Raw genomic sequence first — 25,149 nt, forward strand, 5'->3', positions numbered from 1 at the left:
GACGCGAAGCGCCGCCGCGCGCTCAACAAGGTGGCACGGCTTTTCGCGGTTGCCGCGGCGGCGACGCCTGTCGCATCGACCCGGCATGGTCTACCCGAGTGGCCTGAAGATCACCTACCGCCGGGTCAACGGGCGCATCACCGCCATCGACGCGCAACCGCCGGGCGGCACGGTGCGCAAGCCCGCGGCGATGCTGCCGCTGGTGAGCGATCTCGCGCACACCGCGCTCGGCCAGCCCCAATCCTGGCGCTGGTTCAACGGCGACACCGCCGTTCGCGGCTTCGATGCGGACGGACGCATGACGTCCACCGAGTTCGCGACCTACACCCACGACGCCGCGGGCCGCATCACCGGCATCACCCAGCAGCTGTGGGCCGCGGACACGGGGGGCACGCCCTTCACGACGCCGCTGTCGTGGCAGGTCGGCTACGACAACCGCGGCCGCGTCACGAGCTTCGAGCGCGACGGCGCGCAGACCCGCTACACGTACGATCCCAATTCGAACCGTCTTGCCGCCATCGACACCGTTCGAGGCGACACCGATCTGGACGGTGCCTACGGAGCCGGGGACTTCTCTCTATCGACGCTGAGAAATCTCGACGTCGAGGGCGCCAGCAACCGCCTGATCGGCTTCTCGCAGACCGTCACGCGCATCGAAGGGCAGAAGAAGAAGCTCACGACGGCGCAAGTCCGCTACGCGGTCGACGCGACCGGCAGCCTGACGAGCGACGGCTTGCGCGACTTCGAGTACGACGCGGCGAACCGGCTCGCGAAGGTCCGATTGACGAAGGACGGCGAAGCGGCGTCGGTCAGCTACAAATACAACGCTTTCGGGCAGCGCGTCTTCAAGGGCGAGGTCCGCGCGGAGCAGACTCTGCCGTCCGAAGAGGCGCTCGGCGTCGATTTCATCGCATGGCTCAAGTCGCGTTTCGGCTGGCTGTTCACGCGGGACGCCGCGAGCACAAGCCTCGGCACGGCCTACCTGTACGGCGACGGCGAGGTTCCCTCATGGGCGCTCGTCGGTTCCTACGACAACGGCAGTGCGACCGGGCAGGGGCGCAACGAGTACGTGTGGCTGCCGGTCGAGGGAGGTCACGCGATCCCGATCGCTGTCTACCGCGGCGGCCATTTCTACGCCATCCACACCGATCATCTCGGCACGCCGAGGCTGATGACGAACGTCGACAACAAGCCGGTATGGCAGTGGCCCTACTCGGCCTTCGGCGACAACAAGCCGACCGGCATTCTGGCGGCCACGCCGAATCCGCAGGTCGCGCTGACCAATCGGCCCTTGCTGTTGAAGACGACGAGCCCCCGGCAGGTCCTCGACCTCGCGTTTCCGGGGCAGGTGAGGGATGAGGAAAGTGGGTTGGTCTACAACTGGAACCGGCACTTCTGGCCGGTCAACGGGGTCTATACGCAGTACGATCCGATTGGATTGCGCGGCGGGCTCAATGGCTTCCTGTACGGATCGGCGAATCCGATCATGTTCACGGACCCAAATGGATTGAATCCAGTTGCAGGTGCGTTGAACGGTGGTCGATTCGGAGCCGCTGCAGGGAGTGTGTTCGGACCCGTGGGAGCGGTTGCGGGAGGGATTCTTGGTGCCAGCGCGGGCGCTGCCATGGGCTGGCTGGTTACCGGACCGATGCTGCAGGAGAAGACGCCCAATTCCGGCACACCGGGTTCGTGGCACATCAACCCGGGAAGTGGACAAGAGCGTCTATATGGCCCGGATGGGAGACCCGCGGTTGATATCGATTGGGATCATGATCATGGACAAGGGCAACCACATCCTCACAACTGGGGTCCAGGCGGTAGAGAGGTTCCTGAAAATGGGTTCTCTCCGTGGCCACGTGGCCGCACGAACCCTGCTCGATGCAACCGGTAAAGAAGAGTCATGGCTTCAACAGTCGCATTGATCATGAGCATGGAAAGCGCCGTGCTTTACGAGGGCCTGGCGCGATGCATGCCTGTCTGGGTAGCCGATACGCCGGTCAACTTGCCGCTGAAGACCGCATTGCAAACTGAGAAGAAGTCGCTGTCGATTACGTGGTTTCCATTGCAGCACGGCGAAAAGCTGGAAGATGCCGCGATTCGAATCTGCTTCTCGCTCGACGATCACTACAACGAGCACGCTCAATCCGAAGGCTATAAGACGCTTCTGGTATTCGGTGCTTCGTATTCGCCGTCGATGGAAGTCGGCCTTGCTCCCCTGGGGTTCAGTCACGTTGAGGCCGCGTCGTTCGGCCTTGTTGCGTCGAAGGAGTAACCGACATTGGCGGGCGGGGTGCCTCGCCCAAACCTCCCGCCCCTCATCCCCCCCCGCGCCCGCTCCTCCTCCCGCATCCTCAACACCCGCCGCTGCACCTTCCCCGTCGTCGTCATCGGCAGCTCGGGGATGAACTCGATCTCCTTCGGATACTCGTAGGGCGCGAGCTTGCCCTTCACGTGCAGTTGCAGCTGCTCGACGAGGGCGGCATCGCCCGTCGCCCCCGGCGCGAGAACGACGAAGGCCTTCACCACCGCGCCGCGATCCTTGTCCGGCTTCGGAACGACGGCGGCATTGACCACCGCCGGATGCTTCACCAGGCAGTTCTCGATCTCGCTCGGGCCGATGCGGTAGCCCGCCGCCTTGAACACGTCGTCCGCCCGGCCTTGATACCAGAGGTAGCCGTCCGCATCGCGCGTGGCCAGGTCGCCGGTGCGGCACCAGTCGCCGGTGAACTTGCGCTTCGTCGCTTCGTCGTTGCGCCAGTAGCCGAGGAAGAAAATCGGGTCGCGGTCGCCGTGCACGTCGAAGCGGTTCACCGCCACGTCGCCGGGGACGCCCACCGCGCACTCGTTGCCTTCGTCGTCGATCACCGCGACCCGATGACCCGGATACGGCCGTCCCATGCTCCCGGCGCGCGCGGGCCATTTCGACGCACAGTTGCCGACCACGTAATTGATCTCGGTCTGCCCGAACATCTCGTTGACGGTCACGCCGAGCCGGTCGCGGCAGTACGCGAAGACCGCGTCGCCCACGGCCTCGCCGGCGCTCATCATCGCGCGCAGCTTCAGGTCGAACTGCGCGCGCGGATCGGGGTAGGCCTTCATCATCGCCTTCAGCGCCGTGGGGAACAGGAAGGCATGCGTGACGCCGTGCTGCTCCATGATGGAGAACGCGACGTCGGGGCCGAAGCGGCCGTTGTTGCCGACGATGGGGCGGCCGAAATAGAGCGACGGCAGCAGCGCGTCCATCAATCCCCCCGTCCATGCCCAGTCCGCCGGCGACCAGAACACCGCATCGCTTTGCCGGTTCTCCTTGCCGTCGAAGCCGAACCAGTCCTGGCTGCACACGAAGCCCGGCAGGTTGCCGATCAGCGCGCGATGCGGGATCACGGCGCCCTTGGGCGGCCCCGTGGTGCCGCTGGTGTAGATGAGGATCGCCGCGTCGTCGGCCTTCGTGCGCGCGGCGACGTATTCGGCATCCATGTCGGCGAGCTCGCCCGCCCAGTCCATGTCCGCGCGTTCGGCGGCGCGGCCGACGCCGATCACTTCGCGCAACGAGGGGCACTTTCCACGCACCGCGAGCAGGTTCTCGATGGAGCTGTCGTCGCAGATGGCGACCACCGCCTCGCTGTCCTGCAGCCGGTACTCGAGCGCCTCGGGGCCGAACAGCATCGACAGCGGCATCGCGACCGCGCCCATCTGCATCACGGCCATGTAGGCGATGGCCGTCTCGAAGCGCTGCGGCATGACGATGGCCACGCGGTCCTCGCGCCGCACGCCGCAGGCTGCGAGCAGGTTGCTCAGCCGGTTGGCCTGGGCCTGGAGCTGCGCATAGGTGAGGGTCGCGCCCGCGCCCTGCACGCCATGTGCCCGCACCGCGATGCGGGTGTCGGCGTCGCCGCGCGCCGCCCACCGTCCGCAGCAGGCCTGCGCCATGTTGAATTCGGCCGGCACCAGCCAGCGGAAGCCGCGATGCAGCGCCGCATATCCGTCACGCCCGGCATGGGGGTCTGCGTCCCGACTCTGGATCATCGCCCGGTCTCCTTATGATCGAGCGAATGTACCAAGCAGCGAAAGTCTCGCGCAGCGAATTCGTCCCGATCCGCAACCTGCGCTACCACGTGCGCGTCTGGGGCGAACCCGGCCCGGGCAAGACCCCCCTCGTCATGGTCCATGGCTGGATGGACGTCGCCGCGTCCTACCAGTTCGTGGTGGACGAATTCGCGCGCGACCATTACATCGTCGCACCGGACTGGCGAGGCTACGGCCTCACCGACGGCATGGGGGCGGACAACTACCACTTCCCGGACTATCTCGGCGACCTCGATTTCCTGCTCGACCACTATTCGCCCGGCGCGCCGGTCCATCTCGTGGGCCACAGCATGGGCGGCAACGCGGTGATGGTGTACGCCGGCATCCGGCCCGAGCGCATCCGCACGCTGGTGAACCTGGAAGGCTTCGGCGCCGGCCCCTCCACGGCGCAGGACGCGCCGGGGCGTTATGCACGCTGGATGGACGAGCTCAAGGCCTATCACCGCGGCGAGATTTCGCTCAAGGGCTACGACACCGTCGACGGCGTCGCCGAGCGGCTGATGAAGACGAACCGGCGCCTCACGAAAGACAAGGCCGACTGGCTGGCGCGGCAGTGGGCGAAGCCCGACGACAAGGGAACCTGGCGCATCCTCGGCGATGCCTCGCACCGCATCGTCAACGCCAATCTCTACCGGGTCGACGAGCAGATTGCGCTGTACGAGCGCATCGCCGCGCCGACGCTGTGCGTCGAAGCGGCCGAGAACCATCTGAAGGAATGGTGGAAAGGCGCCTACAACCTGCCCGATTACCACGAACGTTTGAAGTCGATTTCCGACGTGCGAATCGCCCATGTCGAGGATGCAGGCCACATGCTGCACCACGACCAGCCTCGGCGGCTGGCCCAGCTCATCGAGGAATTTATCGCCGAGAAATCCGGCGAGTGAACGCCGGAAGCCGGCGGGTCCTGCCCGGAGCGTGAATTTTTTCGCTCCGCGGCGCCTGCGCGCGGACTCGAACGTAACAGCGCTTGCCGTAGGAGACGTCCTACCCCATAGTCGGACATCTTCTACAGGGGTGACTCAATGAGGAAGTTGGTGGTGACTGCCCTCCTCGGGCTGGCAGCGGCGGGCTCGGCTTTCGCTCAGGTTGCAGACGAGTTCGAACAGGGACTCGGCACGATGTGGGAAGTGCTCTGGCACCAGAGCGGCACCCCGACGCGCCTCGTTCGCTGGGAGCAGGAAATCCGTGTCCGCGTCACCGGCGTGGAGCTCGGCCAGCACAAGGCGCACACCCTCGAAGCCCTGCGTACCGTGGCGGGGGAAGCCGGCGTGAAGCTGGTCGACGTGAGCGATCGCAGCGACGCCGCGCAGGTCGCCAACCTGAGCGTCGAGATCGTGCCCAACCACATGCTGGAAGACAACCAGCCCTGCGTCACCTATCTCAATTTCTACAGCGAGACGCGCATCGAGTCCGCCGCCGTGCAGATGCGCGCCCGCGACGCCTGGCGCTGCGCCTATCACGAGTCCATGCACGTCATGGGCGTTCGCGGCCATCCCGCCGGCAAGACCGTGCTGTCGTACTTCCCGTTCAAGGTCGACGGGCTCCTGCCGCTCGACCGCGTGATGCTGCGCGCCTGGTACTCCCCCCGCATCCGCGGCGGCATGACGCCCTTCGAAGTGCTGCCGGTGCTGGCCGACGAACTCGTCGCCACCATGCCCGACAAGGCCAAGGCCGCCGCGCAGCGCGACAGGTTCTATGCGCAGACGGTCGAGCAGATGCACAACTTCGCCGATGGCAAGGGCGACGTCCCCGCCGTCGTCAAGCGCTCGGGCAAGTTCACGGAAGACGGCATCCGCATGGGCCGCACCGAGATGAGCTACTTCCTCGGCGTGGCCTACCTCGAAGGCGCGACCGTGGCCTCCGATTCCTCGCAGGCCGTGCGCTGGCTGCAGCGGGCGGCGAGCCTGGGCAACCGGACGGCGCAGTCGCGGCTGGGCGGCGGCGCACGCTGAGTACAGGCCCGTCGTCATTCCCGCGACAACGGCTCCCGCGCTGACGGCCCCCGCGACGACAACTTTCGCAATCACCCCACGCCGGTCGTGAATTCCGGCAAACTCGGCAACTGCCCATGCGCAGTACCGAACTCGACGATGGCGGACGCTTCCGCCGCATACTTTTTCGCAACGTTTCCCTCCCGCTCTTCCTGGGGCTGGTCAGCGCCGCGCTCTTCGTGGGCCTGGTGCTGTACCTGCTCGAGGCGATGCGCTGGATCGAGCACAGCGATCGCGTGGTCGCGCGCGCGTTCGCGCTGCAGAAGCTCGACCTCGACATGGAGGCCAGCGTCCGCGGCTTCCTGCTGACGGGGGACCAGCGCTTCCTGGAGCCCTACGACCGCGCCGTCCCGGCGATCGAGATCGAGCACCAGACGCTGCGCAAGGACGTGGCCGACAACGCGACGCAGGTCGAGCGACTCGACCGCGTGCGCATGCAGCAGAAGGAGTGGACCGAGCTCGCGCAGGCGCGCATCGCCGCGCGGCGCAACGCGACGAACTACACACCCGGCGCCGACGCCGACCGCGGCCGGCGACTGAAGCAGGCCATCCGGGAAGAGTACGACGAGTTCATCGCCACCGAGCGGCGCATCCGGCAGGAGCGCACGGAGTCGGCGAACCGCTACACGGTGTGGGGGATCACGAGCTACGTGCTCTTCATGCTCGGCATGGGCGCTTTCCTCGCGTGGCGCGGCCGGCGCGAATTGCTGGAGTTGAGCGGCACCTTCAACGCGGCGCTCGACGACCAGCACCGCCAGGGCGAAGCCCTGCAGGCGCAGGCCTGGCTGCGCGAAGGCCAGTCCATGCTGTCCGAGCGGCTCGCCGCCGAGCAGACGGTCGAACGCATCGGCCACGCGGGTCTTCAGTTCCTGGCGGATTACGTGGACGCTGCGGTCGCCGTCCTCTACGTGCCGCGGCCCGACGGCAGCTTCCGCCGCGCCGCCGCATGGGGCTGGACGCCGGGCGCGGACGACGACGGCACGGTGCAGCCGCAACGGACCCTGCTGGCCGAAGTCGCCTCCGCGCGCACGACGAAGTTGCTCAACGACGTGCCCCCGGGCTATCTGCGCGTGAGTTCCGCGCTCGGCTCGGCCGACGTGCGCGCCCTCATGATCGCGCCCATCGAGCACGAGAAGCGCCTGAACGCGGTGATCGAATTCGGTTTCCTGCACGAGGCGACGGCGCGCGACGCCGACCTCATGAAGATGATCTCGGGCACGCTCGGCGCCGCGATCGAGGCCGCCGACTTCCGCCACCGCCTGCAGGAAATGCTGGAGGAGACGCAGCAGCTCAACGAGGAGCTTCAGGTGCAGCAGGAGGAGCTGCGCACGGCCAACGAGGAGCTCGAGGAGCAGTCGAAGGCGCTGAAGGAATCGCAGGCGCACCTCGAGACGCAGCAGGCCGAACTCGAGCAGACGAACGAGCAGCTTTCCACGCTCGCGCAGCAGCTCGCCGACCAGCGCGACGACCTGCAGAAAGCGCAGGGCGAGCTCGAACGCCGCGCGGACGAGCTGCAGCGCGCGAGCCGCTACAAGAGCGAATTCCTCGCCAACATGTCGCACGAGCTGCGCACGCCGCTGAACAGCTCGCTCATCCTCGCTCGCCTTCTGGCGGACAACACCCGGGGCAACCTCGACGAGGAACAGGTCAAGTTCGCCGAGAGCATCTACTCCGCCGGCAACGACCTGCTCAACCTGATCAACGACATCCTGGACATCGCGAAGGTGGAGGCCGGCAAGCTCGAGATCCGCATCGGCCCCACGCCCGTCGGCGACGTCGCGGACGGCCTGCGCTCGATGTTCGAGCCGCTCGCGAAGCGCAAGGGCCTGACGCTCGAGCTCGCGGTGGCGCCCGGCACGCCGGCGTTGATGGACACCGACCGCCACCGCCTGGAGCAGGTGCTGCGCAACCTGATGTCGAACGCGGTGAAGTTCACCGACCGCGGCCGCGTCGCGCTCGCGGTGCGCCCCGAGGGCGACGACCGCGTGGCCTTCGAGGTGAGCGACACCGGCATCGGCATCGACGCGGCGCAGCACGGCGTGATCTTCGAAGCCTTCCAGCAGGCCGACGGCACCGTGAGCCGCAAGTACGGCGGCACGGGGCTGGGCCTGTCGATCTCGCGCGACCTCGCCCACCTGCTCGGCGGCGAGATCGAGGTGGCGAGCGTCAAGGGCGAAGGCAGCACATTCCGCCTAACGCTGCCCGTGGAATACACGCCGCCCGCGACCGACGCGGACGACGAGCCGCGGGACCCGGCGGTGCAGACGCAGGTCGCCGCCAGCGCATCCTCCATGCACCGCAGGCCGGCCGCGCCGCGCACGGTGGCCCGCGCTTCGTCGCCCACCGCGCCCCCGCTCACGCCCGCGCCCACCGCCGGCCCGAAGGGCCGCAAGGTCGCGCGCCAGTTCGACGACGACCGCGCGCAGCCGCCCGACGGCCGCCGCAACGTGCTCGTGATCGAGGACGACGTGCCCTTCTCGCGCATCCTCTTCGACCTTGCCCACGAGCTCGGCTACCGCTGCGTGGTTGCGCACGAAGCCGAGGAAGGCTACATGCTCGCCGCCGAGACGCAGCCCGACGCCGTCCTGCTCGACATGCGCCTGCCCGACGGCTCGGGCCTGTCCGTGCTGCAGCGGCTGAAGGAGCACGCCGCCACGCGCCACATCCCCGTCCACGTCATGTCGGTCGACGACCTGGCCGAGACGGCGCTGCAGATGGGCGCGGTCGGCTACATGCGCAAGCCCTCCACGCGCGACGAAATTCGCGAAGTCTTCTCGGTGGTGGAGGCGAAGCTGAGCCAGAAGGTCAAGCGCGTGCTGCTGGTCGAGGACGACGAGCGCCAGCGCGACAGCGTGCGGCACCTGATCGGCGACGCCGACGTCGAGATCGTGGCCGTGGGCGAGGGCGCCGAGGCGCTGCAGCAGCTGCAGGACTCCGTGTTCGACTGCATGATCATCGACCTGAAGCTGCCCGACATGAGCGGGCAGGAGCTGCTGCGCCGGCTCGCGGCGGGCGAGACGCGCTCATTCCCGCCGGTGATCGTCTACACCGGCCGCAACCTCTCGCGCGACGAGGAGGCGGAGCTGCTGCGCTATTCGCGTTCCATCATCATCAAGGGCGCGCGCTCGCCCGAGCGCCTGCTGGACGAGGTGACGCTCTTCCTGCACAAGGTCGAGACGCAGATGTCGACCGAGCGCCAGCGCATGCTGCGCGTGGCGCGCACGCGCGACCGGCTCTTCGAGGGCCGGCGCATCCTCGTGGTCGACGACGACGTGCGCAACATCTTCGCGCTCACGAGCGCGCTCGAGCACAAGGGCGCGAAGGTCGAGGTGGGCCGCAATGGGCTGGAGGCGCTCGACAAGCTGCGCGAGCAGCCCGACATCGACCTGGTGCTGATGGACATCATGATGCCGGAGATGGACGGCTACACCGCCATGCGCGAGATCCGCAAGGAAGCGCGCTGGAAGAAGCTGCCGATCATCGCGGTGACGGCCAAGGCCATGCGCGACGACCAGGAGAAATGCCTGGCCGCCGGAGCGAACGACTACCTTGCCAAACCCATCGACCTGGAGCGCCTGTTCTCGCTGATGCGGGTGTGGATGCCCAAGGTGGAGCGCATCTGAGTGAGCGTCCTCAGTCCCGTCGATATCGAAGTGCGCATGCTCGTCGAAGCCGTGTTCCTGCGCTGGGGACACGACTTCCGCGACTACTCGCAGGCCTCGCTCAAGCGCCGCGTGCTGCACGCGCAGAAGCAGATGGGCGTGGCCAGCGTGTCGGCGCTGCAGGAGCGCATGCTGCACGACGCCACTGCCTTCTCGGAGCTGCTGGAGCACCTCACCGTGCCGGTCAGCGAAATGTTCCGCGACCCCCACTACTTCCGCGCCCTGCGCACGCAGGTCGTGCCCGTGCTGCGCACCTACCCGTCGCTCAAGATCTGGGTGGCTGGCTGCGGCGCGGGCGAGGAGCCCTACTCCATGGCGATCCTGCTGGAGGAGGAAGGCCTGCTCGACCGCACGATGCTGTATGCCACCGACATCAACCCCGCCGCGCTCGACAAAGCGCGCGCCGGCATCTTCAGCGCGGAGCAGGTGCGGCTCTTCACCTCCAACTACCAGCAGGCGGGCGGCACGCGCAGCTTCTCGGACTACTACACCGCCGACTACGGCGCGGTCGTGCTCGACCAGCGCCTGCGCCGCAACATCACCTTCGCCGACCACAGCCTCGCGACCGACAGCGTGTTCGCCGAGACGCAGTTCGTGTCCTGCCGCAACGTGCTGATCTACTTCAACCGCACCCTGCAGGACCGCGCGCTGGGTCTCTTCCACGACTCGCTCGCGCACCGCGGCTTCCTCGGCCTGGGCACGAAGGAGACGATGGAGTTCTCCGCCTGGAAGCCCCGCTTCGAGCAGGTGGCGCGGGCCGAGCGCATCTACCGCAAGGTCGCCCAATGACCGCTTCCCCCGCGTCGCTGGACGCGCTCGCCGCGCGCCGGCCGGAGCTGGTGGCGCTCGGCGCCTCGGCCGGCGGTTTCGACGCCTTCATGCAGCTGCTGCAGACATTGCCCTCCGGCTACGGCCTGCCCGTGGTCGCGTTGCTGCACCTGCCGCCGGACCACGAGAGCCGCCTCGCCGAGGTGTTCGGCCTGCGCTCGCGCGTGCCGGTCTCCGAGGCCGCGAGCGGCGTGGCCATCGCGCCGGGGCACGTGTACTTCGCGCCGCCCGGCTACCACCTGCTGGTGGAGCAGGACCGCAGCTTCTCGCTCAGCTGCGATCCGCCGCAGAACTTCTCGCGGCCCTCGATCGACGTGCTGTTCGAGACCTGCGCCGACGCCTACGGCCCCGCCCTCGCGGCGGCGCTGCTGACCGGCGCCAACGAGGACGGCGCGCTGGGCCTGGCGACCGTGGCCGCCCGGGGCGGCACGACAATCGTGCAGGACCCGGCGCAGGCGCCCTACCCGGCCATGCCCCGGTCGGCCCTGAAGAGAATGAAGCCCGATGCCGTGCTCCGGCTGGAAGACTTGTCCGAACTGATGATGCAATGGGGAACGACGGCGTGAGCCAGGAAGTCATGACCAACATCCTGCTGGTCGACGACCTGCAGGAGAACCTCGTCGCGCTCGAGGCGCTGATCCGCGCGCCGGGGCGGCGCTGCCACCTTGCGCGCTCGGGCGAGGACGCGCTCGCGCTCATGCTCGACCACGAATTCGCGCTCGCGATCCTCGACGTGCAGATGCCCGCCATGAACGGCTTCGAGCTGGCCGAGATGATGCGCAGCACCGACCGCACGCGGCGCATCCCGATCGTCTTCGTCACGGCCGCCGGCGGCGAGCTGAACTACTCTTTCCGCGGCTACGAGTCCGGCGCGGTCGACGTGCTCTACAAGCCGCTCGACACGCATGCGGTGCGCGGCAAGGTCAACGTCTTCGTCGACCTCTATCGCCAGCGCGTGGCGCTGGAGGCCGCGCGCGCGGAACTCGAGCGCGCGGTGGAGATGCGCGACGACTTCATGTCGATGGTGTCGCACGAGCTGCGCACGCCGCTCAACACGCTCTATCTCCAGGCGCAGCTGCGCCTGAAGATGCTCGACAAGGACCCGGGCGCGCTCGACATGAACGCCCTGCGCAAGATGGCCGAGCGCGACGACCGCCAGGTGCGCGGCATGGTGCGCCTCATCGACGACATGCTCGACGTCGCGCGGCTTCGCAGCGGGCACCTGGCCATCGTCCCCGCGCCGGCCGACCTGGCCGACGTGGCGCGGCGCACCGTCGAGAACTTCACCGAGCAGGCGCGAACGGCCGGCACCGAGATCACGATCGATGCGCCGGCGGCGCTGCCCGCCGAGTGCGACGCCTTCCGCATCGAGCAGGTGCTCGCCAACCTCGTGTCGAACGCGCTGCGCTACGGCGGCGGCTCGCCGGTGCATGTGAAGCTGACGGACGCCGGCAGCGAGGCGCTGCTGTCCGTGCGCGACGGCGGCATGGGCATCGCGCCCGAGGACCAGGAGCGCATCTTCGCGCAGTTCGAGCGCGTGAACGGGCCGCAGAAGGTCGCGGGCCTCGGCCTGGGCCTCTACATCACGCGGCAGATCGTGCGCTCGCACGGCGGCGACATCACGGTGCGCAGCGCGCCCGGCGAAGGCGCGGAGTTCACCGTGCATCTGCCGCGGCACATGCCCCCGCCCGCGCCCTCGCACGCGCCGGCATGAGAAAATGCGCGCCAACGAACACGAAAGAACACGATGGACGCGGAACGCATCAACCTGATCGGCACCACCCTCTCCGACCTTCAAGCTCGCACGATCGAGCTTCGGAGGTATCTTTGACTTCGATGCCAAATCGGAGCGCCTGAGAACCGTCAACGCATCGCTGGAAGACCCGGCGGTCTGGAACGATCCCAAGAAGGCCCAGGAGCTCGGCCGCGAGAAGAAGCAGCTCGATTCGGTCGTGGTGTCGCTCACCGACCTCGCGCGCGACCTGTCGGACGACCTCGAGCTCTACGAGATGAGCAAGGAGGAAGGCGACGAAGCCGGCCTCGCGACCATCGAGGAAGACACGGCGCGGCTCGAGGCCATCGTCAAGGACCTCGAGTTCCGGCGCATGTTCAGCCAGCCGGCGGACCCCAACAACTGCTTCCTCGACCTGCAGGCGGGCGCCGGCGGCACCGAGGCGTGCGACTGGGCCTCGATGCTGCTGCGGCAGTACCTCAAGTTCGCCGAGCGCAAGGGCTTCAAGACCACGGTCGAGGATGAGACGGCGGGCGACGTCGCGGGCATCAAGAGCGCCACGATCAAGATCGAGGGCGAGTACGCCTTCGGCCTGCTGCGCACCGAGACGGGCGTACACCGGCTCGTGCGCAAGTCGCCGTTCGATTCGTCGGGCGGCCGGCACACGAGCTTCGCGAGCGTGTTCGTGTACCCGGAGATCGACGACACGATCGAGATCGACATCAACCCGGCCGACGTGCGCGTGGACACCTACCGCGCCTCGGGCGCGGGCGGCCAGCACATCAACAAGACCGATTCGGCGGTGCGCCTCACGCACATCCCGACCAACATCGTCGTGCAGTGCCAGGACAGCCGCAGCCAGCACTCGAACCGCGACGTCGCCTGGCGGCGCCTGCGCTCGCGCCTGTACGACTTCGAGATGCGCAAGCGCATGGCTGCGCAGCAGGAGCTGGAGGCGACCAAGACCGACGTGGGCTGGGGCCACCAGATCCGCAGCTACGTGCTCGACCAGAGCCGCATCAAGGACCTGCGCACGAACGTCGAGATCTCGAACACGCAGAAGGTGCTGGACGGCGACCTCGACACCTTCATCGAGGCTTCGCTGAAGCAGGGCGTGTGATGGACGCGTCCGCGTTCATCCTCGACATGGACGGGACCATGGTCGACTCGATGCCTTCGCACGCGGATAGCTGGGCCGAGTTCGCTCGGCGCCACGGCGTGCGGATGCCGGTCGAGGAGATCCTGAAGCGCACCACCGGGCGCAACGGCGTGGAGTGCATCCGCGAGCTGTTCGGCGCGGACGTGTCCGAGGAACGCGCGCTGCAGCTGATCGGCGAGAAGGAAGCGATCTACCGCGAGATCTTCGCGCCGGTCTTCCGCGAGGTTGCGGGCCTGCGCGAGTTCGTCGCGGATGCGCAGGCGCGCGGCCTGAGGATCGCGGTGGCGACGGCGGGCGACCGCGGCAACATCGAGTTCACCCTGTCGCGCCTGAAGCTCGCGCAGGCGCCCGAGGTCGTCATCGGCGGCGACGAGGGCCTGCCGGGCAAGCCCGACCCCGCCCTCTTCCTCGAATCGGCGCGGCGCCTGGGCATGGCGCCCGCGCAGTGCATCGTGTTCGAGGACGCCCCTTTCGGAATCGAGGCCGCGCGGCGCGCGGGCATGCGTGCCGTGGCGATCTGCACCACGCATTCGCCCGACGCGCTTCGCGGCGACCACGTGATCGCGCAGGCGCGCGACTTCCACGAACTCACCCACAAGAACCTGATGGAGACACGCCATGCGTGAAGGCCAATCCCGTGTGATCCACCGCGCGGACTACCAGCCGCCGGCCTGGTGGATCGACTCGGTCGATCTCTGCTTCGACCTCGACCCCGTCAAGACCCGCGTGCTCAACCGCATGCGCATTCGCCGCAACCCCGACGTCGCGCCGCAGGCATTGCGCCTCGACGGCGAGGAGCTCAACCTCGCGCGCGTGCTCGTGGGCGGCCAGGGCACCTCGTTCAGGATGGAGGACGGCCAGCTCGTGCTGGAAAACCTGCCCGCCGGCAACGACGCGTTCGACCTCGAGATCTTCACCACCTGCGCGCCCGCGAAGAACACCAAGCTGATGGGCCTGTACGTCAGCAACGACTCGTTCTTCACGCAGTGCGAGGCCGAGGGCTTCCGCCGCATCACCTACTTCCTCGACCGGCCCGACGTGATGGCGAACTACACCGTCACGCTGCGCGGGGACAAGCGCAAGTACCCCGTGATGCTCTCCAACGGCAACCTCGTCGAGCAGGGCGACCTGGGCGACGGCCGCCATTTCGCGAAGTGGGTGGACCCCTTCCGCAAGCCCAGCTACCTCTTCGCGCTCGTCGCGGGGCAGCTCGTCTGCCGCGAGCAGCGCATCACCTCGCGCTCGGGCCGGGAACACCTGCTGCAGGTCTACGTGCGTCCCGGCGACCTCGACAAGACCGAGCACGCGATGAACTCGCTCATGGCCTCGGTCGTCTGGGACGAGGCGCGCTTCAAGCTGCCGCTGGACCTCGAGCGTTTCATGATCGTCGCCACCAGCGACTTCAACATGGGCGCGATGGAGAACAAGGGCCTGAACGTCTTCAACACGAAGTACGTCCTGGCGAGCCAGGCCACGGCCACCGACACCGACTACGCGAACATCGAGTCGGTCGTCGGCCACGAGTACTTCCACAACTGGACCGGCAACCGCGTCACCTGCCGCGACTGGTTCCAGCTCTCGCTGAAGGAAGGCCTCACCGTCTTTCGCGACCAGGAGTTCAGCCAGGACCTCGCGGGCGAAGCGTCCGCGCGCGCCGTCAAGCGCATCGAGGACGTGCGCGTGCTGCGCACCGCGCAGTTCCCGGAGGACGCGGGCCCGATGGCGCACCCGGTCCGGCCGGACCAGTACCTCGAGATCAACAACTTCTACACGGTCACCATCTACGAGAAGGGCGCCGAGGTCGTGCGGATGATGCAGACGCTCGTGGGCCGCGAAGGTTTTGCCAGGGGAATCACGCTGTACTTCGAGCGGCACGACGGCCATGCGGTGACCTGCGACGATTTCGCGCAGGCCATCGCGGACGCGAATCCCGCCTCGCCGCTCGCGCAGAACCTCGACCAGTTCAAGCGCTGGTACTCGCAGGCAGGCACCCCCCGCGTTCGTGCGCAAGGCAGTTTCGATGCGGCGACGGGGCGCTACACGCTCGCGCTCTCGCAAAGCTGCGCGGCGACCGCCGGCCAGCCCGAGAAGCAGCCATACCTGATTCCCGTCGCCTACGGCCTGCTCGACGACACCGGGCGCGAAGTCGCGAGCGGCATGCACGTCATGACGCAGGCGAACGAGACGCTGACGGTCGAAGGCCTGCAGGCCGCGCCCGTGCCCTCGCTGCTGCGCGGCTTCAGCGCGCCGGTGATCCTCGACTTCGACTACACCGACGAGCAGCTGCTCGCCCTGCTCGCGAACGACACCGATCCGTTCAACCGCTGGGAGGCCGCGCAGCGCCTCGCGACGGCGCGCGCGCTGTCGTTCATCCGCGGCGACGGCGCGGCCGGCGCGAACGTGACGCTCGATGCGCCCTACCTCGACGCCATGCGCGTCGTGCTGCGCAATCCCGCGCTCGACGCCGCTTTCAAGGAACTCGTGCTCACGCTGCCGGCCGAAACCTACATCGCCGAGCAGCTCGACGTCGTCGATCCGCAGCGCATCCACCTCGTGCGCGAGGCCATGCGCGAGCAGATCGCCCGGGAGCTGTTCGCCGACTGGGAAGCGGCCTACGAGCAGAACCGCGACACCGGCGCGTACACGCCCGACCCCGTGTCGAGCGGCCGCCGGGCGCTGGCCGGCCTCGCGCTCACGCACCTGTGCCTGGCCGCCCGCGCGTCGGGCGATTCCGTGTGGCCCGGCAAGGCTTTCCAGCGTTTCAAGGACGCGGGCAACATGACCGACCGCTTCAACGCGCTCGCCGCGCTCGTGATCGGCGGCCATGCGCTCGCGGCCGATGCGCTCCGGCGCTTCCATGCGATGTTCAAGGACGAACCGCTGGTGCTCGACAAGTGGTTCGCGCTGCAGGCGGGCGCTCCGGACCGTGGCGGCAACGTGCTGCCGGCGGTGAAGCAGCTGATGTCGCACCCGGACTTCAACATCCGCAACCCGAACCGCGCGCGCAGCGTGATCTTCAGCTACTGCAGCGGCAACCCCGGCGGCTTCCACCGCGGCGACGCGGCGGGCTACGTGTACTGGAGCGAGCGCGTGATCGAGCTCGACGCGATCAACCCGCAGGTCGCCGCCCGCCTCGCGCGCGCGCTCGACCGCTGGAAGAAGCTGGCCGAGCCGCTGCGCGGCGCCGCGCGCGAAGCCATCGCGCGCGTGGCCGCCCGGCCCGATTTGAGCAACGACGTGCGCGAGGTGGTCACGCGCGCGTTGGCCGACTGATGAGCTATTCTCCCGTCGGATGAACAGCGCGTTGAAACTTTCGATTCGGCGGTTCGCGCAGATCGATGCTGCAGAGATCGATTTCGGCGCGGAAGGTGACTTGACGATCCTGGTGGGCCACCAGGCGACGGGCAAGAGCCTCATCCTTCAATGGCTCAAGCTGGTCACGGATCCGATTTCCGTTCGGTCGGACTGGGAGAAATTCGGCTCCAACTGGAAAACCAGGGATGAGCTTCGTCCCCTGGATCTCTTTTTCGGCGAAGGAATGGGAAAGGGTTACGTTCCGGGGACGACCTCCATTCGGTTCAACGGGAAAGAGGTCAATCTTCGGACGATCTTCAATCGCGCATCCGGACGACGCTCCGGTGAAGAGGAAGAGCCGGTCGAATCCACGTATTTCATTCCTGCCCATCGCGCACTTCTTCTCACGGACGGCTGGCCGCGCAATTTTCAGCAGCATGTCCCCGGTACTCCGTATGTCGCGCGCGCGCAAAGCGAGCGTCTCGCGCGGTGGTTGAGCGATGCCGAGTCGAAGATCTTTCCCATCGCCAACCGGTTGCCGAAGGAGCTGCGCGATCTCTTCGACGAAGCGATCTTCCATAGCGCCACGCTCGATGTCGATCGAAGCTCTCCGCAGAGCCGGCTGATACTCAAGGCGGGTCAGAGCAGCTCGATTCCTTACATGGCCTGGACCGCAGGACAACGCGAGTTCGTGCCACTGCTCATAGCTCTCTACGAGTTGATGCCGTCCGGAGGCAATCCGCGGCTGCAGAAGCAGGGCGTTGCGAACATCCGCACGGTCATTCTCGAAGAGCCCGAACTCGGCCTTCATCCAAAGGCGCTTTTTGCCGTTGGAATCGGAATCCTTCACCTGCTCGCTCGGGGGTATCGGGTTGTCGTCTCTTCCCACTCTCCCTTGATGGTGGACTTCGCATGGGCCATCAATCGCCTCCGGGTCGCACGCTCGAGAGAGAAGGCGGGGACTCGCCAGATGCTCGATGCATTCGAGTTGAGAAGCACGGCGCCCAACAAGGAGCTTGTCTCCCGTCTCTCCGCTACAAAGGCACGGACTTACTACCTGGCCTATTCGGGGTCCTCGGGTTCGTCGAAATCGGTGAAGGCCAAGGACATTTCATCCCTGCAAACCTATTCGAGCGATCCCGACAAGTCGAGCTGGGGCGAGCTGCTGAAGTACTCATCGAGCCTCGCCGAAGTCATCGGGCAACTCGATCTCGATTTTTCGCAACTTTCCGAAGAGGACCTGGTTCGGTGAAATCCTTTCGTGCCGAAGAGAATTGGTCGGAGTTCGTGAAGCTCGGCAAGCAGGCGTTGAAGGGCGAGCACCGCAACTTGTTGATCGAACGTCGCAATGCGACGGTGCTCTCCAGTGTCGACTTTGAAGAAGCCATGATCGGCAAAATGCCGAACGAGAAGCGGTGGGACTACTTTGTCGAGGCTTCCACTTTGCCGAGTGCACTGCATGCCGTCGAAGTGCATGAATTCGACAAGCAAGCCCTGGTCGGGAAGAAGAACGGCACACTTCGCCTACTGGACGAGTATTGTCCGTCCGCGCGCGACGAGATCAAATCCTGGAACGTCGCGTTGAAGGGTGAGGCGCCTCGCAGCGACAATGTAAATCGATTCTTTGCCGACACGAAAATTCGGGTCGGTCGTCAAGTTCAGATTGCAGGATTGCCCGTATGACCGCACGCATCTCCCTCACCCGCTACCTCGTCGAAAAGCAGCGCGTCGACGGTCACATCCCCTCGCATTTGCGCCTGCTGATCGAAGTCGTCGCGCGCGCTTGCAAGCGCATCAGCATCTCGGTCAACAAGGGCGCGCTCGGCGACGTGCTCGGCACCGCCGGCAGCGAGAACGTGCAGGGCGAGGTGCAGAAGAAGCTCGACATCATCGCCAACGAGGTGCTGATCGACGCCAACGAATGGGGCGGCCACCTCGCCGCGATGGCGAGCGAGGAGATGGAGGGCATCTACGTCGTGCCCAACCGCTACCCGCAGGGCGAATACCTGCTGCTGTTCGACCCGCTCGACGGCTCCTCGAACATCGAGGTGAACGTGAGCATCGGCACCATCTTCAGCGTGCTGAAGAAGCAGGAAGGCAACCCCGGCGTGACCGAGGAGGACTTCCTGCAATGCGGCAGCAAGCAGGTCGCCGCGGGCTACTGCGTCTACGGGCCGCAGACCACGCTCGTGCTCACCGTGGGCGACGGCGTCGCGATGTTCACGCTCGACCGCGAGCAAGGCACCTTCGTGCTGATCCAGGAGGACGTGCGCATCCCCGCGGACACGAAGGAATTCGCGATCAACATGAGCAACATGCGCCACTGGGACGCCCCGGTGAAGCGCTACATCGACGAGTGCCTGGCTGGAAAAGAAGGCCCGCGCGAGAAGGACTTCAACATGCGCTGGGTCGCCTCGATGGTCGCGGACGTGCATCGCATCCTCACGCGCGGCGGCATCTTCATGTACCCGTGGGACAAGCGCGAGCCCGACAAGCCGGGCAAGCTGCGCCTGATGTACGAGGCCAACCCGATGTCGTGGCTGGTGGAACAGGCGGGCGGCGCCGCGACCAACGGCCGGGAGCGCATCCTCGACATCCAGCCGGGCAAGCTGCACGAGCGCGTGTCGGTGATTCTCGGCAGCAGGAACGAGGTCGAGCGCGTGACGGGGTATCACCGAGAGGCGTGAAACAGGCGGCGGAGGCCCCCGGCAGTACGCTATAATTCGAGGCTTCGCCGGAATAGCTCAGTTGGTAGAGCAGCGCATTCGTAATGCGAAGGTCGGGGGTTCGACTCCTCTTTCCGGCACCAGAAAATCAAAAGCCCGCCGCAGCAATGCGAGCGGGCTTTTCATTTCCGCTCAATCCACCGTCGCCCGCGCCCCCGAGGCCAGCAGGGCGATGAGCGCGTCGATCGCCACCGGCTTCGTCAGGTGCGAGTCGAAGCCCGCCTCCCGCGCGCGCTCCCGGTCCGCGTCGCTTCCCCAGCCCGTGATCGCGATGAGCTGCGCGCCGGCGACGTCGCCGTCCTTCCGCATGCGCCGCGCGACCTCGTAGCCGGACAAGCCGGGCAACCCGATGTCGAGCAGCACCGTGTCGGCCCGGAAATCGCGCGCGGCGTCCACCGCCTCCGCGCCGTGATGCACGGTCCGCACCTGGTGGCCCAGCATCTCGAGCATCGTCGCGAGCGTCTCGGCCGCATCGACGTTGTCGTCGACCACGAGCACGCGGCGGCCCCTGTCGCCGCCCGCATCCCCGGAGGATGCCGCCTCGGCGGGCACAGGCGGCTCCCCCTGCGTTGCGGGATGGCAGGGCAGCCGGATGGTGAACGTGCTCCCGTGGCCCGTTCCTTCGCTGTCCGCGGTCACGGTGCCGCCGTGCATCTCGACCAGGTTCCTCACGAGCGACAGCCCGATGCCGAGGCCGCCCTGCGAGCGGTCGAGCGTGCGGTCGACCTGCGCGAACATCGCGAAGACCTGCTCCTGCAGCGCTTTCGGAATGCCGACACCGTTGTCGCGGACCTCGATCGCGGCCCAGCCAGCGCTCTCGCGCGCGACGCGCAGCACGATGTGGCCGCCGGGCGGCGTGTACTTCGCGGCGTTGTTCAACAGGTTGCCGACGCATTGGGCGAGCCGCGTGGGATCCGCGTCGAGCTCGATGCCGGCGTCCGCGCCGACGACCTCGAGCCGATGCCGGGCCGCCTCGATCGCCGGCCGGCTGACCTCGAGCGCCGCCTCGAGCACGCTCGCGAGCGACGTGCGGCCGATCTCGAGCCGGATCTTGCCGGTGCTGATGCGCGAGATCTCCATCAGGTCGTCGATGAGCCGCACCATGTGCGTGAGCTGGCGCTGCATCGTCTGCAAGGCGTGTCCGCCGCCGGTCCGTCGCGGCGCAGCCGCAGGATCTCGACGCCCGTGCGCACGGGGGCGAGCGGATTGCGCAACTCGTGCGCGAGCGTCGCGAGGAACTGGTCCTTCGCGCGGTTCGCGTCGCGCAACTCGTGCTCCACCGCCTTTCGCTCGGTCACGTCCACCACCGAGCCAGCCATGCGGAACGGCTTGCCCGCCGCGTCGAGGATCGACGCGCCCGCGATCGAGAGCCACTTCGATTCGCCCGAGCGCAGGCGCACGGGCAGTTCGATGAGATACGGCTTGCCTTCGCGCAGGTGGCCGCGCAAGGCCTCCCGCAGCGTCGCGATCGCGGACTCGTCCACCACCCTGCGGATCGACGAAGGGACGTCCGGAAATTCCTGAGGGGCGTAGCCGAGCATCGCCTTCAGCCGCGGCGAATAGAACATCGTGTTGGCGCGCAGGTCCCAGTCCCAGAGCCCCGCGCTGGAGCCGCGCACGGCGAGCTGGTAGCGCTCCTCGCTCGCGCGCAGCGCCTCGTTGGCCTGCTGCAGCACCTCCGCGCGCCGGCCGAGCTCGTCCATCATCGCGTTGAAGGCATCGACCAGCTGGCCGAGCTCGTCCTCGCTGCGCTTGCGTGCACGCAGGTTGAAGTCGCCGTCGCGAATGCGCACGGCGACTTCGCCAAGCTCCTGCAGCGGCCCCGTCACCGTGCGCTGCAGCCGGCTCGCCAGCGCGAGCGCCGCCACGAGGCTCACGGCCATGATGACGAAAAGCGCGCCCAGATGCTCGAGCGCGCGGGCCTGGAGGTTGTGGCGCGCGCGCACGACGATGCTGCCGATCGGCTCGGTGCCCAGCAGGATCGGCCGGCTCACGAGCAGCGTGCGCTTGTCGAGGAAGGCGCCGGGCGCAATGGCGCGGGGCGGCTGACGGGCCGCGTCGTCGGCGGCATAGGTCGCGAGCACGGCGCCTTCGGGCGAATACAGCGTCGCGCCGAGCACCGACGGGTTGGCGCGCAGGACGCGCAGATTCTCGGCCGCGCCCTTCGGGTCGGCGAACGAGAGCGCCGCGCTGCTGGCCAGGCCGATAATGTCCGCCTGCGAGACGAGGTCGTTCTCGATGCTGCGGGCCTGTCGCTGCAGGTCGAACACCACCAGCGAAAGGCCGGCCACCAGCAGCGCGAGGCCCAGCGACGCCACCAGGACAAAGCTGAGTTTTTGACGAACCGAGAGGTGGCCCAGGCGAAACTTCATGCGGAGTCGATGCTACAAGATGAAACAGATTTGCTCGTAGGCGCACACCTACGCGTTGCACAAATTTCTCGCATCGCCCACGGCCGGCAACTGCCTCATGAATAATGCGTGTCGGCTTCGCAGGAATCAGCGCATGCAATGCTTTCGCAACTCACTCGCCGTGGCGCTGGCTGCCGCGCCGCTGATCGCCGCCGGGCAGACCGCGAGCGAACTCGCCGATCTCGGGCTCGACCAGTTGAGCCGCATCGAGGTGACTTCCGTGGGCAAGCGCCTGCAGCGCATCGCCGACGTGCCGGGCTCGGTCTACGTCATCACGGCGGAGGAGATCCGGCGCTCCGGCGCGTCCTCGCTGCCCGAGGTGCTGCGCCTCGCGCCGAATCTGCAGGTGGCGCGCGTCGATTCCGCGCAGTATGCGATCAGCGCGCGCAGCGGCGCCGACGTGCTCGCCAACAAGATGCTCGTGCAGGTCGACGGGCGCACGATCTATTCGCCGCTGTTCTCGGGCGTCTTCTGGGAGAGCGAGGACCTGCTGCTCGACGACATCGAACGCATCGAGGTGCTGAGCGGCTCGGGCGGCACGCTCTACGGGTCGAACGCATTCCACGGCGTGATCAGCATCGTCACCCGCAGCGCGCTCGACACCGGCGGCACCCTGCTGAAGACGGGGGCGGGCACGCACGAGAAGTTCGCGACGGCGCGCCAGGGATTCACCGGCGAGCGCGGCGGCCTGCGCGTGGTCGCGAAGCGCCGCCTGACCGACCGCTCGGAGCGCGAGAACGGCACGGGACTGCGCGACGCCAGCCAGCACACGCAGGCGGGCTTCCGCTGGGATTCGGCGGCGGGTTCGCGGCAGTGGATGGCCTCGGGCGGACTTTTCCGTCATGGCTCCGAAGCGGCGACGGGCCTGCGCAACTACGAGGGCGCGCACGTGCTGGGCCGCTTCATCGCGGACGACCGCGGGCGCCGCACGCAGGTGCAGGCCTACGCGGACCGCATCGTGCGCGAACAGCAGGGCGTGCTGCGCAACACCGTCGACACGCTGGACATCGAAGCGCAGCAGCAGCAGTCGCTGGGCGGCGTCGACCTGCTCACGGGCGCCGGCTGGCGCCGCTACAGCGACGACGCTGAGCCGGCGAATGCGGCGGCGATCGACCTCGTGCCGAGGCGGCGCATCCTGCGGCTCTGGAACGTCTTCGCCCAGGGCGAGATCGCGCCGACGGCCAGCACGCGCATCGGTTTCGGCCTCAAGGCCGAGCACAACGACTACACCGGGCTCGAGTGGCTGCCCACGCTGCGCCTCTCCTGGAAGCCGGCGCGCGACCACCTGTTCTGGGCCGCCGCCTCGCGGGTGGTGCGCACGCCCGCGCGCGTGGACCGCGACGTGCGGTCGTTCCCGCTCGTGCCGAGCCCCGACTTCGATTCCGAACGCGCGAACATTCTCGAGGCCGGCTGGCGCGGCCGCTACTCCGCCGCGCTCGACGGTTCGCTCGCGTTCTTCGTCCACGACTTCGCGCGGCTCCGCTCGTTCGACCTGGCCGGCACGACCGGGACCTTCGGCAACAACTACTCGGGGCGGCTGCGCGGCGCGGAAGGCTGGCTGCAGTGGCGCGCGTCCGATCGCCTGCGGGTCAAGGCGGGTTTCCTTCGGCAGTCGCCGCGCTACGAGGCCCAGGCGGGCACGGCGCCGACGCCCGCGTCCAGCACGCTCGGCAACGACACGACGCGCAAGTACACGCTGGGTTTCTCGTGGGACCTGCGGCACAACGTGTGGGTGGACCTGAATGCCCGGCACATCGGCGAGCGGCCCAGCCCGCGGGTTCCCTCCTACACCGCGGCCGACCTGCGCATCGGCTGGCGACCCTCGCCCGACGTCGAGCTGACTTTCGCCGTGCGCAACCTCACCGACCGCGCCCACGCCGAATGGGGCGCGGCCGCCACGGCCGCGCAGATCCCGCGCTCGGCGCTGCTGCAGATCGTATGGTGGCGCTGACACGATGACCGACCGGCTCCGCATTCGACTGCTCTTCGGCCTCGGCCTCGGCGTGGCCGCGCTGCTGCCGGCCTACGCGCGCGCGCAAGTCGAGCGGCCGCGCGAGTCGCTCGTGAAGGCCGCGTTCCTGCACAAGTTCCCGAGCTTCGTCGAATGGCCGGCGGGCACCTTCCCGCAACCCGACACGCCGCTGCGCGTGGGCGTGATCGGCGACGATCAGCTCGCGCGCGACCTGCGCGAGTTCGCGCGCGAGCGCGAGCGCGACGGCCGGCCGATGACCGTCGTGCGGCAACAGGCGGGCGACCCGCTGCAAGGGCTGCACATGGTCTTCGTGCGCGGCTCGTCGGCCGGCCGAATCGCGGACATCGTCTCCGCGGCGCCGCCGGGCGTGCTGACGGTCGTCGACGCGGACGGCGCGCATCCCACCGGCAGCGTGCTCGCCTTCTTCATCGAGGAAGGGCGTGTGCGCTTCTCGGCGTCGGTCGACGCGGCCACCCGGCAGCGGCTGCGTCTCAGCTCGCGGCTGCTGTCGGTGGCAAGGATGGCGTAGCCGTTCGGGAGCCAGACGCGAAAAAGCCGGCAGAGCCGGCTTTTTTCAGAGCGCGAACCGGGTGATCAACGACCGCCGAAGCCGTCGCTGCCGTAACCCACGCCTGCGCGGCTCTTCGCGCGGAAGCCATCGGCGCCGAACCCACCGCGATCGTTGCCGGCTTCGCGCGGGCGGGCGAGGTTCACGACGATCGAGCGGCCGTCCACCGACATGCCGTTCAGGCCGTCGATGGCCGCCTGGGCGACTTCCGCGGACGTCATTTCGACGAAACCGAATCCCTTGGAGCGGCCCGTCTCGCGGTCCATCATCACCTTGGCGGAGGAAACGCCGCCGAATTCGGCGAAGTTGCTCTGCAGAACGGAATCGGTGACGGAATAAGGCAGGTTGCCCACGTAGATTTTGTTTCCCATGAAGTCTCCATTGAGGGGAGGTCCCGCGCAGCAACATGCCGTGCGGTGCACAACGCCAGAGAACATCGACGGGGGTTCAGACAACGACGCAGCGGGCTGCAAGTCCGCCGGAGGGAGAAAGTAAACCTGTAGAGCGACGATCCTTTGAACGTCCAGCAGGGCTGCAGATTAACACGCCTTGGAATTGCGTGCAGGACGCGTGCGCCTTGCGATTCGTCAACTCGGTGCGTATTCCACCCGATGACGGGCACGATTCCACGCTGATGGCGGGCGCTGTTCCAGCCGATGGCGGGCGGCGTTCCATGCGATCGCGGGCAGCGTTCCATGCTGATGGCGGGCACGATTCCAT

General features: G+C 67.7%; 20 protein-coding genes and 1 tRNA gene. 17 read left to right on the forward strand and 4 right to left on the reverse strand.

Going from position 1 to position 25,149, the window contains the following annotated elements; translation table 11 throughout:
- Nucleotides 1–85: 85 nt before the first annotated feature.
- Together AB7E83_RS03465 and AB7E83_RS03470 are read left to right on the forward strand one after the other, a co-directional pair.
- On the forward strand, nucleotides 86–1,891 hold the full coding sequence (locus AB7E83_RS03465; RefSeq protein ID WP_428565428.1) for an RHS repeat-associated core domain-containing protein: 1,806 nt from the start codon (nucleotides 86–88) through the stop codon (nucleotides 1,889–1,891).
- Nucleotides 1,892–1,900: 9 nt separating this feature from the next.
- Complete coding sequence (locus AB7E83_RS03470; RefSeq protein ID WP_428565430.1) at nucleotides 1,901–2,272, forward strand: hypothetical protein; 372 nt, start codon at nucleotides 1,901–1,903, stop codon at nucleotides 2,270–2,272.
- On the opposite strand, the gene AB7E83_RS03475 is transcribed toward AB7E83_RS03470, so the two are convergent.
- The gene (locus AB7E83_RS03475) at nucleotides 2,227–4,026 is read right to left on the reverse strand and encodes an acyl-CoA synthetase (protein WP_428565432.1); all 1,800 of its coding nucleotides are present in this window, start codon (nucleotides 4,024–4,026) and stop codon (nucleotides 2,227–2,229) included. The genes AB7E83_RS03470 and AB7E83_RS03475 overlap by 46 nt on opposite strands.
- Nucleotides 4,027–4,052: 26 nt before the next feature.
- Between AB7E83_RS03475 and AB7E83_RS03480 the strand changes: the two genes are divergently transcribed.
- The 13 genes from AB7E83_RS03480 (at nucleotide 4,053) to AB7E83_RS03540 (ending at nucleotide 19,561) form a co-directional block, all read left to right on the forward strand.
- Nucleotides 4,053–4,970 carry an alpha/beta fold hydrolase gene (locus AB7E83_RS03480; protein WP_428565434.1) on the forward strand — a complete coding sequence of 306 codons (918 nt, stop codon included), beginning with the start codon at nucleotides 4,053–4,055 and terminating at the stop codon, nucleotides 4,968–4,970.
- Nucleotides 4,971–5,123: 153 nt separating this feature from the next.
- Complete coding sequence (locus AB7E83_RS03485; protein ID WP_428565436.1) at nucleotides 5,124–6,038, forward strand: hypothetical protein; 915 nt, start codon at nucleotides 5,124–5,126, stop codon at nucleotides 6,036–6,038.
- 116 nt (nucleotides 6,039–6,154) lie between these two features.
- On the forward strand, nucleotides 6,155–9,700 hold the full coding sequence (locus AB7E83_RS03490; protein ID WP_428565438.1) for a response regulator: 3,546 nt from the start codon (nucleotides 6,155–6,157) through the stop codon (nucleotides 9,698–9,700).
- Nucleotides 9,701–9,736: 36 nt separating this feature from the next.
- Nucleotides 9,737–10,528, forward strand: a complete 792-nt coding sequence (locus AB7E83_RS03495; RefSeq protein WP_428565479.1) for a CheR family methyltransferase — start codon at nucleotides 9,737–9,739, stop codon at nucleotides 10,526–10,528.
- Nucleotides 10,525–11,133 (forward strand): chemotaxis protein CheB, encoded by a 609-nt coding sequence (locus AB7E83_RS03500; RefSeq protein ID WP_428565440.1) that lies wholly within the window; start codon nucleotides 10,525–10,527, stop codon nucleotides 11,131–11,133. Before AB7E83_RS03495 ends, AB7E83_RS03500 begins: the two co-directional genes overlap by 4 nt.
- Nucleotides 11,115–12,281, forward strand: coding sequence for a hybrid sensor histidine kinase/response regulator (locus tag AB7E83_RS03505; protein ID WP_428565442.1), 1,167 nt, complete (start codon nucleotides 11,115–11,117; stop codon nucleotides 12,279–12,281). Before AB7E83_RS03500 ends, AB7E83_RS03505 begins: the two co-directional genes overlap by 19 nt.
- 33 nt (nucleotides 12,282–12,314) lie before the next feature.
- Nucleotides 12,315–13,419 (forward strand): peptide chain release factor 2 gene (gene prfB, locus AB7E83_RS03510; protein WP_428565444.1). Its coding sequence is split into 2 segments (ribosomal slippage): nucleotides 12,315–12,395 and nucleotides 12,397–13,419, totalling 1,104 coding nucleotides; the frame shifts between segments, so codons are not numbered across the junction.
- Nucleotides 13,419–14,084 (forward strand): HAD family hydrolase, encoded by a 666-nt coding sequence (locus tag AB7E83_RS03515; protein ID WP_428565446.1) that lies wholly within the window; start codon nucleotides 13,419–13,421, stop codon nucleotides 14,082–14,084. Before prfB ends, AB7E83_RS03515 begins: the two co-directional genes overlap by 1 nt.
- On the forward strand, nucleotides 14,077–16,731 hold the full coding sequence (gene pepN, locus AB7E83_RS03520) for an aminopeptidase N (protein WP_428565448.1): 2,655 nt from the start codon (nucleotides 14,077–14,079) through the stop codon (nucleotides 16,729–16,731). Before AB7E83_RS03515 ends, pepN begins: the two co-directional genes overlap by 8 nt.
- 19 nt (nucleotides 16,732–16,750) lie before the next feature.
- Nucleotides 16,751–18,004 (forward strand): AAA family ATPase, encoded by a 1,254-nt coding sequence (locus AB7E83_RS03525; RefSeq protein WP_428565450.1) that lies wholly within the window; start codon nucleotides 16,751–16,753, stop codon nucleotides 18,002–18,004.
- Nucleotides 18,001–18,435: a hypothetical protein gene (locus AB7E83_RS03530; RefSeq protein WP_428565452.1), complete on the forward strand. Its 435-nt coding sequence runs from the start codon at nucleotides 18,001–18,003 to the stop codon at nucleotides 18,433–18,435. The genes AB7E83_RS03525 and AB7E83_RS03530 overlap by 4 nt, the downstream gene beginning before the upstream one ends.
- Nucleotides 18,432–19,439: a class 1 fructose-bisphosphatase gene (locus tag AB7E83_RS03535; RefSeq protein WP_428565454.1), complete on the forward strand. Its 1,008-nt coding sequence runs from the start codon at nucleotides 18,432–18,434 to the stop codon at nucleotides 19,437–19,439. The genes AB7E83_RS03530 and AB7E83_RS03535 overlap by 4 nt, the downstream gene beginning before the upstream one ends.
- A gap of 46 nt (nucleotides 19,440–19,485) precedes the next feature.
- Nucleotides 19,486–19,561 (forward strand) — tRNA-Thr (locus AB7E83_RS03540).
- A 49-nt stretch (nucleotides 19,562–19,610) separates the two neighbouring features.
- On the opposite strand, the gene AB7E83_RS03545 is transcribed toward AB7E83_RS03540, so the two are convergent.
- Nucleotides 19,611–20,603, reverse strand: a complete 993-nt coding sequence (locus AB7E83_RS03545; protein ID WP_428565481.1) for a hybrid sensor histidine kinase/response regulator — start codon at nucleotides 20,601–20,603, stop codon at nucleotides 19,611–19,613.
- Complete coding sequence (locus tag AB7E83_RS03550; protein WP_428565456.1) at nucleotides 20,558–21,850, reverse strand: CHASE sensor domain-containing protein; 1,293 nt, start codon at nucleotides 21,848–21,850, stop codon at nucleotides 20,558–20,560. Before AB7E83_RS03550 ends, AB7E83_RS03545 begins: the two co-directional genes overlap by 46 nt.
- A gap of 133 nt (nucleotides 21,851–21,983) precedes the next feature.
- Here AB7E83_RS03550 and AB7E83_RS03555 point away from each other — a divergent pair, with 133 nt between their 5' ends.
- Both AB7E83_RS03555 and AB7E83_RS03560 read left to right on the forward strand, forming a co-directional pair.
- Entirely contained in the window at nucleotides 21,984–23,840 is a 1,857-nt protein-coding gene (locus AB7E83_RS03555) for a TonB-dependent receptor plug domain-containing protein (protein WP_428565458.1), read from the forward strand.
- A gap of 4 nt (nucleotides 23,841–23,844) precedes the next feature.
- Nucleotides 23,845–24,390, forward strand: coding sequence for a YfiR family protein (locus AB7E83_RS03560; RefSeq protein WP_428565460.1), 546 nt, complete (start codon nucleotides 23,845–23,847; stop codon nucleotides 24,388–24,390).
- 65 nt (nucleotides 24,391–24,455) lie between these two features.
- On the opposite strand, the gene AB7E83_RS03565 is transcribed toward AB7E83_RS03560, so the two are convergent.
- Nucleotides 24,456–24,800 carry an RNA recognition motif domain-containing protein gene (locus AB7E83_RS03565; protein ID WP_428565462.1) on the reverse strand — a complete coding sequence of 115 codons (345 nt, stop codon included), beginning with the start codon at nucleotides 24,798–24,800 and terminating at the stop codon, nucleotides 24,456–24,458.
- Between the last annotated feature and the right edge of the window lie 349 nt (nucleotides 24,801–25,149).

The organism is Ramlibacter sp. (assembly GCF_050250995.1).
Taxonomy (GTDB): domain Bacteria; phylum Pseudomonadota; class Gammaproteobacteria; order Burkholderiales; family Burkholderiaceae_C; genus Ramlibacter.

Bases quoted from the DNA above. Each gene is read 5' to 3' on its own strand.
- AB7E83_RS03470 (WP_428565430.1), top strand. From the start codon at position 1,901: ATGGCTTCAACAGTCGCATTGATCATGAGCATGGAAAGCGCCGTGCTT.
- AB7E83_RS03550 (WP_428565456.1), bottom strand. From the start codon at position 21,850: ATGAAGTTTCGCCTGGGCCACCTCTCGGTTCGTCAAAAACTCAGCTTT.
- AB7E83_RS03475 (WP_428565432.1), bottom strand. From the start codon at position 4,026: ATGATCCAGAGTCGGGACGCAGACCCCCATGCCGGGCGTGACGGATAT.
- AB7E83_RS03555 (WP_428565458.1), top strand. From the start codon at position 21,984: ATGCAATGCTTTCGCAACTCACTCGCCGTGGCGCTGGCTGCCGCGCCG.
- AB7E83_RS03525 (WP_428565450.1), top strand. From the start codon at position 16,751: ATGAACAGCGCGTTGAAACTTTCGATTCGGCGGTTCGCGCAGATCGAT.
- pepN (WP_428565448.1), top strand. From the start codon at position 14,077: ATGCGTGAAGGCCAATCCCGTGTGATCCACCGCGCGGACTACCAGCCG.
- AB7E83_RS03560 (WP_428565460.1), top strand. From the start codon at position 23,845: ATGACCGACCGGCTCCGCATTCGACTGCTCTTCGGCCTCGGCCTCGGC.
- AB7E83_RS03565 (WP_428565462.1), bottom strand. From the start codon at position 24,800: ATGGGAAACAAAATCTACGTGGGCAACCTGCCTTATTCCGTCACCGAT.
- AB7E83_RS03545 (WP_428565481.1), bottom strand. From the start codon at position 20,603: ATGCAGCGCCAGCTCACGCACATGGTGCGGCTCATCGACGACCTGATG.
- AB7E83_RS03480 (WP_428565434.1), top strand. From the start codon at position 4,053: ATGTACCAAGCAGCGAAAGTCTCGCGCAGCGAATTCGTCCCGATCCGC.
- AB7E83_RS03490 (WP_428565438.1), top strand. From the start codon at position 6,155: ATGCGCAGTACCGAACTCGACGATGGCGGACGCTTCCGCCGCATACTT.
- AB7E83_RS03535 (WP_428565454.1), top strand. From the start codon at position 18,432: ATGACCGCACGCATCTCCCTCACCCGCTACCTCGTCGAAAAGCAGCGC.
- AB7E83_RS03495 (WP_428565479.1), top strand. From the start codon at position 9,737: ATGCTCGTCGAAGCCGTGTTCCTGCGCTGGGGACACGACTTCCGCGAC.
- AB7E83_RS03500 (WP_428565440.1), top strand. From the start codon at position 10,525: ATGACCGCTTCCCCCGCGTCGCTGGACGCGCTCGCCGCGCGCCGGCCG.
- AB7E83_RS03505 (WP_428565442.1), top strand. From the start codon at position 11,115: ATGGGGAACGACGGCGTGAGCCAGGAAGTCATGACCAACATCCTGCTG.
- AB7E83_RS03515 (WP_428565446.1), top strand. From the start codon at position 13,419: ATGGACGCGTCCGCGTTCATCCTCGACATGGACGGGACCATGGTCGAC.
- AB7E83_RS03465 (WP_428565428.1), top strand. From the start codon at position 86: ATGGTCTACCCGAGTGGCCTGAAGATCACCTACCGCCGGGTCAACGGG.